The sequence below is a fragment of the Desulfosarcina sp. genome (assembly GCF_046496365.1).
Classification (GTDB): Bacteria; Desulfobacterota; Desulfobacteria; order Desulfobacterales; family Desulfosarcinaceae; genus Desulfosarcina.
Genome location: NZ_JAWOHB010000203.1, coordinates 1 through 7,039, shown reverse-complemented (window position 1 = coordinate 7,039; position 7,039 = coordinate 1). Strand labels below are relative to the sequence as shown.

The window sequence follows — 7,039 nt, the reverse complement described above, 5'->3', positions numbered from 1 at the left end:
GCCTTATCATCATGTGTGGCGTTTCTTTTTTTCTATGTGTTGATTACCAACAACCTTAGACAGCGTCTGGACAGTCGCCTTTCCGAGAAGATATCTGAATTCGAGGCTATTTACAACCTTCAGGGTCTTGAGGAAGTCAAGAGCGCTGCAGTGATCGAATCCCAGGCCGCTGGTGAAAAAAAGATTTTTTTCCGACTGCTGTATGCCAGTGGTGTGGCTTTTTCTTCATCCAACATGTCCTACTGGCAGGAGATCGGAATCAACCGCAATGCCGTCGGCCAGCTGGTTGAAGGCCGCCGGCGGGTCTATGAAACCCTGACCATTTCCGGTCGGCCGGACCGGGTGCGCATCGCCTACGGCATTATCGGCAAAGGCGTGGTGGCTCAGCTGGGCTACTCCATGGAAAGCGACACAGCCTTTATTGCCATTTTCAAGAAGATCTTTCTCATCACCATGTCCGCCCTGATTCTGACCGCGGTCCTGGTGGGATGGTTTATGGCCAGGCGGGCGCTTTCGGGTGTCGAAGCGATCACCCGCACGGCCAGGCAGATATCCGAATCCGACCTTGGCCGGCGTGTGCCGGTGATGGCACACCATGAGGAGATAGACCGCCTGGCGGTGACCTTCAACCAGATGCTGGATCGCATCGAAAAACTGGTGTCAGGCATACGTGAAATGAGCGATAACATCGCCCATGATCTTAAAAGCCCGCTGGCGCGGATTCGCGGGATGGCTGAAATGAGCTTGTCCGGTACGTTTAGCGCCGGGGATGATCTGACGCTGGCCGGCAGCACCATTGAAGAGTGCGATCGGCTTCTGGACATGATCAACACCATGTTGATGATCTCCAAAACCGATGCCGGTGTCGGAAGCGTTGACCTGAGGCCGGTGGACATGGCAGATGTGATCCGCGGCGCGGCGGCCCTTTTTGCCCCTCTGGCTGAAGATAAAGGGCTTGTGCTGACCTGCGACGCCTCCGATGCCCTGATGGTGGAAGGCGACCTGAGAATGCTCCAACGGGCGATTGCCAATCTGGTGGACAATGCGATCAACTACACACCGGCGCCGGGAAGGATTGACATTCGCGGGTTTCGTGATATGGAAGGTACCCAAACAATCAACGTATCCATTAAAGACAGCGGTGTCGGCATCCATGAGCACGATCTGCCGAAAGTTTTCGACCGCTTCTTTCGATGCGATCAGAGCCGGGCGACCAGTGGTTCAGGATTGGGGCTGAGCCTGGCAAGGGCCGTTGCCCATGCCCATCAAGGCGAAATCGACATCGAGAGCACACCCGGACAAGGAAGTGTTTTTACTTTCCGGCTGCCCAGGATGCAGGCTCAATGAAATGATAGGTTAAACTGAATTCATCCACGCCTTTAACCCGCGTTCTTCCTTTCACCCGACCACTGAATTGTTCAGCGAACGCCCACGGTGAAGCATGCATTTAATCCAGAACAACGTTGACGCCGTCATTTCCGCCAGCACGCTTCGGGTCAGTCTTCACCCCCTGACCCTGGCCTATACCGGAAAGCACCGGCCTCTGGAGCCACGCTTTCGAGAGGCCTATTTCTCCAATTCCCTGGATCACTTGCGGCGGTGCAAGTTATACGCAATCCTGTTTTTCAGCATATTTGGCGTTCTCGACGCCTATGTGTTTCCGCAACAGAAATTTCACTTGTGGTTCATTCGCTACGCCCTGGTGTGTCCGGTTTTTCTGGTGGGCATGGTCTTTTCCTATTCCGATGCCTACCGGCGGTTGTGGCAGCCCATCAACGCCTTTTACATCATGGTTACCGGGTTTGCCTACGTGGCCATGGTTGTGATCACGCCTGCACCCGAATCCTATTTTTACGGGGTGGGAATCATTTTCTGCGTTTTTTTCGGATATACGTTCATCCACGCCCGTTTCATTACTGCATCCGTTGCCGGTCTGTTCGTGGTCGGCGGGTATCAGGCGGCCATGATGTGGCAGATGGACGCCTCGGGTGTTATTCAGTTGATATTCGGTGCGCATTTTTTAGGGATCAATCTGCTGGGAATGCTGATTTGCTACTCCATCGAAAGTCAGCAGCGCAAAAACTTTTTTCTGAATCACCTGCTTGAAAAAGAGAAAAGCAAAACTGACGACATCAACCGAAGCCTGGAAAAACGGGTCGAATCGCGCACCGCCGCGCTGCAGCAAATCAACCGGGATCTTCATAAAGAGGTCCTGGAGAGAAAACAGGCCGAAGCACGCGTGCGGGCCAGCCACGTGCAGCTCGAATCCATCCTTGACAGCATCGATACGGACATCCATGTGTCGGACATGGAAACCCGCATTATTTTGCTGGCCAATCGCCATATGAAGCAGACCTACGGCAGCGCCATCGTGGGGCAGACGTGCCACCATGTGATTCTGGGCCGGGACACACCCTGCCACCAGTGCAGAAATCACCTCCTGCTGGACGAAAACGGCCGGCCCGGGGATGGCTGTTCCTGGGAAGAAAAAAATCCGGTCAACGGTCGCTGGTATATCAACTATGCACGGGCTATCGTATGGGAGGATGAGCGTATTGTCCAACTTCGGGTAGCCACGGACATCACGGCCTTGAAGGAGATGGAGGCGCGGCTCCAGCGGTCGCGCAAAATGGAGGCCATCGGCACCCTTGCCGGCGGCGTGGCCCACGATCTGAACAACATCCTTTCGGGACTGGTGGGCTACCCGGAACTGCTTTTGATGGAGATTCCCGAAGGCAGCAAAATGCGCAAGATCGTGGAAACCATCAAAAAATCCGGTGAAAAAGCGGCTATCATTGTTCAGGACATGCTCAACCTGGCGCGGCGAGGGGTCTCCGTTACCGATGCCATCGCCATAAACCGTGTGGTTCAGGATTATCTGGACAGTCCAGAACTGGCCAGCCTGAAATCGGCGCACCCCCAGGTAGCCATTGGTGCGGATCTGGCGCCGACGGTGTTAAACATTGTCGGATCCCCGGTCCATCTGGGTAAAACCATCATGAACCTGGTCACCAATGCTGCCGAAGCCATGCCGGAAGGTGGCCAGATCACGATAAGCACCCGGAACTGCTATCTGGATCGTCCACTGCTCGGATTCGAAACGGTTCCCGAAGGCGAATATGTACGCCTGAGGGTGGCCGACACCGGCATCGGAATTGCCGCCTCGGATCTGGAGCGGATCTTTGAGCCGTTTTATACCAAAAAGAAAATGGGCCGCAGCGGCAGCGGTCTGGGCATGGCGGTGGTCTGGGGTACCGTCAAAGACCACCGCGGGTTCATCGATGCCCGCAGCATCCAGGACCAGGGAACCGTGTTTGATCTCTATCTGCCCATCACCCGGCAGGACGTGGAACAGGAGGCTGAGGCGCTGCCCCTGGATCGCTACCGGGGTGCCGGGGAATCGGTGCTCGTGGTGGATGACATCAAGGAGCAGCGTGACCTGGCTGCATTCATGCTCAAACGGCTCGATTACCGGGTCAATACGGTTGCCAGTGGTCAGGAAGCCGTTCGATTTGTCCGCAAGATGCCGGTGGATATCCTGGTGCTGGATATGATCTTGACGCCGGAAATGGATGGCCTCGAAACCTATCGGCAGATTCTGGCCGTCTCCCCAGGCCAGAAAGCCATTATCGCCAGCGGCTTTTCTGAATCGGAGCGTGTGCTGGAAACCCAGCGACTGGGCGCCGGCCGTTACATTCGGAAGCCCTACCGTTTGGAGCAGATCGGTTTGGCCCTGCAGGAACAACTGGCGGCAAAGGAAAGGAACACCCCGCTAGGAGACGGAAAGCGCACCTGACACCAAAAATTATCATTTGGTAATCTGGGAGTCATCCTAGGGTAACCTTGCGGAGATATTGTCTGACCGAACGAATGGCGGCTGCCTGATTGTCGGCCCGCCACTAACTGAATATCGTATAATTGAGGAGATTGGCAATGCTTAAATCCAAACCTTCGTTCCCCCAGTTGATGGCCCTGTTTCTGATTGCCGGTTTGACGGCATTTCTATGGGCTGCGGCACCGGCGGTTGACCGCGTGTACGCATTTTCCGCACCGGAAAGCTTCAGCGAGCTCGCCGAGGCAGCCAAACCAGGTGTGGTCAACATCCGCACCGTGAAAATCATCAAGGGCGGCAGTCCGGTTTTCCGGCATTTTTTCGGCAATCCCCATGGCGGCAAGCGCAATCCTTTTGATGAATTCTTCGGACCGTTCCAGGGAGACGGCCCGCAGCGCGATTTTAAGCAGCGCAGCCTGGGCTCGGGATTTCTTATCGATGACGACGGCTACATCGTTACCAACAACCATGTGATCGAGGATGCCGATCAGATCAAAGTGATCATGGCCGACAACAAGGAGTTTGACGCGGAACTGGTCGGTCGGGACCCCAATACGGACCTGGCCCTGATCCGTATCGAGGGCGTCAGCGGCCTTAAACCCCTTGACCTGGGGGATTCCGAGGCGCTGAAGGTGGGTACCTGGGTCGTGGCCATCGGCAGCCCCTTCGGGCTGGAGCAGACGGTCACGGCCGGCATTGTGAGCGCCAAGGGGCGAATTATCGGTTCAGGACCCTACGATGACTTCATACAGACCGATGCCTCCATCAACCCCGGCAACAGCGGCGGTCCTTTGCTCAACTTGGATGGAAAGGTGGTGGGCATCAACACGGCCATCATCGCCAGCGGCCAAGGCATCGGTTTTGCCATCCCGATCAACCTGGCCAAAGGGATCATTGACCAACTCAAGGACAAGGGAGAGGTCACCCGAGGTTGGCTGGGGGTGGGGATCCAGGACCTGACCCCGGAACTGGCCGACTACTATGGCCTGAAGGCGGAAAAGGGTGTGCTGGTGACCCAGGTATTTGAAGGTGATCCGGCGGACAAGGCCGGAATAAAGGTCAATGACGTCATTTTGTCTGTTGACGGAAAACCCGTGTCAACCGGCCGGGAGCTGTCCGCCATGATTGCCAATACCCCCGTGGGACATCAGACGAAAGTGGAGCTGATACGGGATGGCAGGCAAAAATCACTGACGGTAACGCTGGCAAAGCGTGACGAAAATGCAAAAACTGTCGCCACACCCAGTCAGGATACCGACGAACTGGGCATCGAGGTGACGGATCTCGATTCCGACATTGCCCGCCGCTTCGGCCTTGACGCCAAAGAGACCGGTGTTCTGGTAACCGATGTAAAAGACGGCAGCCTGGCCCGGGAAGCGGACGTACGGCCCGGAGATATTGTCAAGGAGGTCAATCGCACCGTCGTCAAAGACACCAATGATTTTATCCGGTTGATCAAGAAGAACCAGGACGGTGAAACCATTCAACTGCTGATCAAACGACCCAATGCTGGATACGTGGTGGTTAAAATTCAGCGTAAATAGGCATCCTAGGTCCTCAAATGACGTCGGCGGATTCGGAATGGCGCTCCGGACCCGCCGATTCTAATTGGGTATCGGCAGCTCTTAAAAACGGTCATGATCGGGTCTTGACATGGCATTAAAACGGAACTAAGTTGGCTGAAAAATGGGCCTTGCCTGCCATCAAACCGCTTGGCCCGGATGCCCCGACCTGGAAAGGAAAAATTGATGCCGGTTTACGAATTTCAGTGCAAATGCGGACATGTTACCGAAGCGTTGGTGAGGATGGATACCCAAACGGTCGAGTGCCCCAAATGCAACGCAAAGGCCCGAAAAATACTGTCGGCCTGCAGTTTTGAACTCAAAGGCGGCGGATGGTATGCGGACGGTTATGCCTCGTCGAAAAAATAACCGGCATCGCCTGCTTTCCTGCCGGAAAGATCAGGAGCGATGCGTATTTAATTCCCACCTGTTGTGCATATGATGCCCATCTGTTTTACCCTTTTTTTCGCCAGGCGACGGTGCCTTTAAATTCCCAGGGGGTGATATGGCGCAAGGTCAAATCCATGGTATCGAAGCCTTGACGGCCTTTGCAGTCGAAGCCCTTCGCAGTGCCGGTCAAACGGCGATGGACAGCTTCGGCAAGGCAGGGGGGTCAGCCAAATTCGATGAGGGCTTGGTTACCACGGCGGAATTACAGATCAGTAAACGCTTCCAGAACGCGTTGGACGATCGCTATCCCGATCACCGCATGTTCAGCAGCAGAAGGCTGGACACGGCCTATACCCATGACAATCGTCGCTACCTGTGGATCTTCGACCCCATTGACGGGGTGGACAACTACCAGGCCGGCATCCCTATCTGGGGAATGTCGCTGGCGCTGCTGGAAAATTTCTGGCCGGTGTTCGGCGCATTTTTTATGCCGGCAACCGGTGACCTGTTCCATGCCCGGGCGGGAAGCGATGCGTTCTGGGGCGATCGGCGCATCTACATGCCTGACGATCGAACCATCGACAATGAAAGCCTGATGTTCACCTTTTCGAGATTCCACAGACACTACGCGTCGCGGTTTCCCGGAAAGGTCAGGAATCTGGGCTGTACCGGTGCGCACATGTGCTACGTGGCCATGGGGCGGGCAGACGCTGCGATCACTGCCAATGAATCCTTTCAGGACCTGGCAGCCACACGGATGATTGTGGAGGCAGCCGGTGGGCGGTTGTATAAAGCCAGTGGCGACAAGTTTTATCTGAACGACTATTTGAACGGCGAGCGAATTGAGGAGCACCTGCTGGTAACCACCCCCGCAAATTGCCAGACGGTTGTGGCCTGCCTGGAAAGATGTTCCTGATCCGAACCGATGCGATCGCCCCCTGCCGCCGGTAACCTACTGCCGCTCATCGTCGATGGCGATATGGTTTTCCGTGCGGTGAATGAGCACACACACGCAAAGGCCGGCGGCAGACAGGGCGCAGAACAGGAGCAGGCTGTCAGCGGCCCTTCTCCAGGCAAGAAAAAATAAAAACGCGATGACCATCAGCAATTGGGTCTTCATGGCGTGTCGCTGGTCTTCTCCCTTTCACCCCAAGGTATTCTTGCTTGCATATCGGCTTATTTTTCCATATCTGAACCCTTTATTATAAAAACCGGGTCCAGTGGGCCGGGCCAGGGAAGATATCCAGAAAGATCC

Annotated in this window: 6 protein-coding genes; 5 read left to right on the top strand and 1 reads right to left on the bottom strand. The window is 55.4% G+C overall.

Annotation, left to right across the window (positions count from 1 at the left end):
• The 5 genes from R6V78_RS19380 to R6V78_RS19360 all read left to right on the top strand — a co-directional run.
• A partial coding sequence (locus R6V78_RS19380) for an ATP-binding protein (RefSeq protein WP_410291038.1) occupies window positions 1-1,347 on the top strand: 1,347 nt, incomplete at its 5' end.
• 94 nt (window positions 1,348-1,441) lie between these two features.
• Entirely contained in the window at window positions 1,442-3,796 is a 2,355-nt protein-coding gene (locus R6V78_RS19375) for an ATP-binding protein (protein ID WP_410291037.1), read from the top strand.
• Window positions 3,797-3,933: 137 nt separating this feature from the next.
• Window positions 3,934-5,376 carry a DegQ family serine endoprotease gene (locus R6V78_RS19370; RefSeq protein WP_410291036.1) on the top strand — a complete coding sequence of 481 codons (1,443 nt, stop codon included), beginning with the start codon at window positions 3,934-3,936 and terminating at the stop codon, window positions 5,374-5,376.
• A 204-nt stretch (window positions 5,377-5,580) separates the two neighbouring features.
• Window positions 5,581-5,763, top strand: a complete 183-nt coding sequence (locus tag R6V78_RS19365; protein WP_410291035.1) for an FmdB family zinc ribbon protein — start codon at window positions 5,581-5,583, stop codon at window positions 5,761-5,763.
• Window positions 5,764-5,899: 136 nt separating this feature from the next.
• Window positions 5,900-6,700: an inositol monophosphatase family protein gene (locus R6V78_RS19360; RefSeq protein WP_410291034.1), complete on the top strand. Its 801-nt coding sequence runs from the start codon at window positions 5,900-5,902 to the stop codon at window positions 6,698-6,700.
• A 36-nt stretch (window positions 6,701-6,736) separates the two neighbouring features.
• Here R6V78_RS19360 and R6V78_RS19355 read toward each other — a convergent pair whose 3' ends face one another.
• Window positions 6,737-6,904, bottom strand: coding sequence for a hypothetical protein (locus R6V78_RS19355; RefSeq protein ID WP_410291033.1), 168 nt, complete (start codon window positions 6,902-6,904; stop codon window positions 6,737-6,739).
• Between the last annotated feature and the right edge of the window lie 135 nt (window positions 6,905-7,039).

Excerpts from the sequence above, each read along its gene's own strand:
- R6V78_RS19370 (WP_410291036.1), top strand. The coding sequence starts at position 3,934 with ATGCTTAAATCCAAACCTTCGTTCCCCCAGTTGATGGCCCTGTTTCTG.
- R6V78_RS19355 (WP_410291033.1), bottom strand. The coding sequence starts at position 6,904 with ATGAAGACCCAATTGCTGATGGTCATCGCGTTTTTATTTTTTCTTGCC.
- R6V78_RS19360 (WP_410291034.1), top strand. The coding sequence starts at position 5,900 with ATGGCGCAAGGTCAAATCCATGGTATCGAAGCCTTGACGGCCTTTGCA.
- R6V78_RS19365 (WP_410291035.1), top strand. The coding sequence starts at position 5,581 with ATGCCGGTTTACGAATTTCAGTGCAAATGCGGACATGTTACCGAAGCG.
- R6V78_RS19375 (WP_410291037.1), top strand. The coding sequence starts at position 1,442 with ATGCATTTAATCCAGAACAACGTTGACGCCGTCATTTCCGCCAGCACG.